Origin of the sequence: Burkholderia sp. LMG 13014, from assembly GCF_905232215.1 — a bacterium.
GTDB lineage: Bacteria > Pseudomonadota > Gammaproteobacteria > Burkholderiales > Burkholderiaceae > Burkholderia.
The window spans coordinates 1-2,087 of record NZ_CAJNKE010000822.1 but is presented as its reverse complement, the minus strand read 5'-3'; the positions used below and the strand labels follow the sequence as shown (position 1 = coordinate 2,087).

2 protein-coding genes are annotated in these 2,087 nt (G+C 68.4%); one reads left to right on the top strand and one right to left on the bottom strand.

Going from position 1 to position 2,087, the window contains the following annotated elements:
• A partial coding sequence (locus JYJ84_RS35015; RefSeq protein WP_205190158.1) for a family 20 glycosylhydrolase occupies positions 1–1,607 on the top strand: 1,607 nt, incomplete at its 5' end.
• 248 nt (positions 1,608–1,855) lie between these two features.
• Here JYJ84_RS35015 and JYJ84_RS35010 read toward each other — a convergent pair.
• The coding region (locus JYJ84_RS35010) for a PTS transporter subunit EIIB (protein ID WP_205190157.1) at positions 1,856–2,087 on the bottom strand (232 nt) is incomplete at its 5' end.

The following is a 2,087-nucleotide window of genomic DNA, read 5'->3' as shown; positions in this document are numbered from 1 at the left end:
GGCCGCGCGGCGTGCTGATCGAAGGCTACGATCGCGCCGGCCTCTACTACGGCGTGCAGACGCTCTACTCGCTCGCACCCGCCGGCGGCGGCCCGATCCCGGCGATGCTCGTCGAGGATGCGCCGCGCTTCACGCATCGCGGGATGCACGTCGATCTCGCACGCAACTTCAAGCACCCGGCCACGCTGCGCCGCCTGATCGACCAGATGAGCGCGTACAAGCTCAATCGCCTGCACCTGCACCTGTCCGACGACGAGGGCTGGCGCATCGAGATTCCCGGCCTGCCCGAGCTGACCGAGATCGGAGGACGCCGCTGCCATGACCCGAGCGAAACGCGCTGCCTGCTGCCGCAGCTCGGCTCCGGCCCGGACAACCGCTCGGGCGGCGGCTACCTGACCCGCGACGACTACGTGGCGCTGGTGCGCTACGCGGCCGCGCATTTCGTCGAGATCATCCCCGAGATCGACATGCCCGCGCATGCACGCGCGGCCGTCGTGACGATGGAGGCACGTTACCGGCGGCTGCATGCGGCCGGCCGCGAGCAGGAAGCGAACGCGTACCGGCTGCTCGATCCGCAGGACACGTCGAACCTGACGACGGTGCAGTTCTACGACCGGCGCAGCGACCTGAACCCGTGCGTACCGGGCGCGCTCAATTTCGCGTCGAAGGTGATCCGCGAAATCGCCGCGATGCATGCGGACGCGCAAGCGCCTCTGCACATCTGGCACTACGGCGGCGACGAAGCGAAGAACATCTTCCTCGGCGGGGGCTTCCAGCCGCTGAACGGCACCGACCCGAACAAGGGCCGCATCGATCTCGCCGCGCAGGACAAGCCATGGGCGCGTTCGCCCGCGTGCGCGGCATTGCTCCAGCGCGGCGAGATCAAGTCGACCGACGAGTTGCCGACGCGCTTCGCACAACAGGTGAGCGCGGCGGTCAGCGCGAACGGGATCGACACGATGGCCGCGTGGCAGGACGGCATCAAGCATGCGAACGGGCCGCAGGACTTCAGCACGCGCCACGTGATGGTGTCGCTGTGGGACACGATCTTCTGGGGCGCATCGGATAGCGCGCGCGACCTGAGCGGCAAGGGCTACCTGACGGTGCTCGCGCTGCCCGACTACCTGTACTTCGACTTCCCGTACACGCTGAACCCGCGCGAGCGCGGCTACTACTGGGGCTCGCACGCGACGGACGAATACAAGGTGTTCTCGCTCGCGCCCGAGAACCTGCCGCAGAACGCCGAGGTGATGGGCGACCGCGACGGCAACGCGTTCGAGGTGACGGGCACGGGCCCCGCGCCGCGCATCGAAGGCATGCAGGGGCAGGCATGGGGCGAGGTGATGCGCAACGACACCTTCCTCGAATACATGACCTATCCGCGGCTGCTCGCGCTGGCCGAGCGCGCATGGCACCGGGCCGACTGGGAGCTGCCGTATGCGGCCGGCGTGCGCTTCAAGCGCGGTGACACGCATCACGTCGACATGGCCGCACTGCAGCGCGACTGGGCCGGTTTCGCGACGCTGCTCACGCAACGCGAATTGCCGAAGCTCGACCGGGCCGGCGTCGGCTACCGGAAGCCGACCTTTACGCTGACGAATCCGTGATCGGCCAAGCAGTCGAGCGGTGGCGCGATGCGGGCGAACGCGTCGCGCTACCGCGCATCGGTTACCGGAAGCCTACCTTTTTGCTGACGGAACCGTGAACGACCAGGCGGTCGAGAGGTAGCGCGATGCGGGCGAACACGTCGCATCACCGCACCACCAAAGAAAAACGGCTTGCGACGCATCGCAAGCCGTTTTCGTTTTGCCGGCCGGCCCGAACCCGCGTCGCGGATCAGGCCGGCTTCATCGCATCAGGCCGGTTGCACGGCCGCCCCGCTGCCTGACGGCGGCAGGCGCGCGCCGAGCTGTTCGGCATAACGTGCGGCCGCGTTGCCGCAGACGATGTGGAACGTGTCGACCGACACCCATGCGACGTCGAGCGTACCGAGACGATCGCGATCGACCGCCGACGGATCGCGCACGACCACACGCAGGCGCGTGGTCGCGATCGCGTCGAGCGACACGACGTTGGTCGCGCCGCCG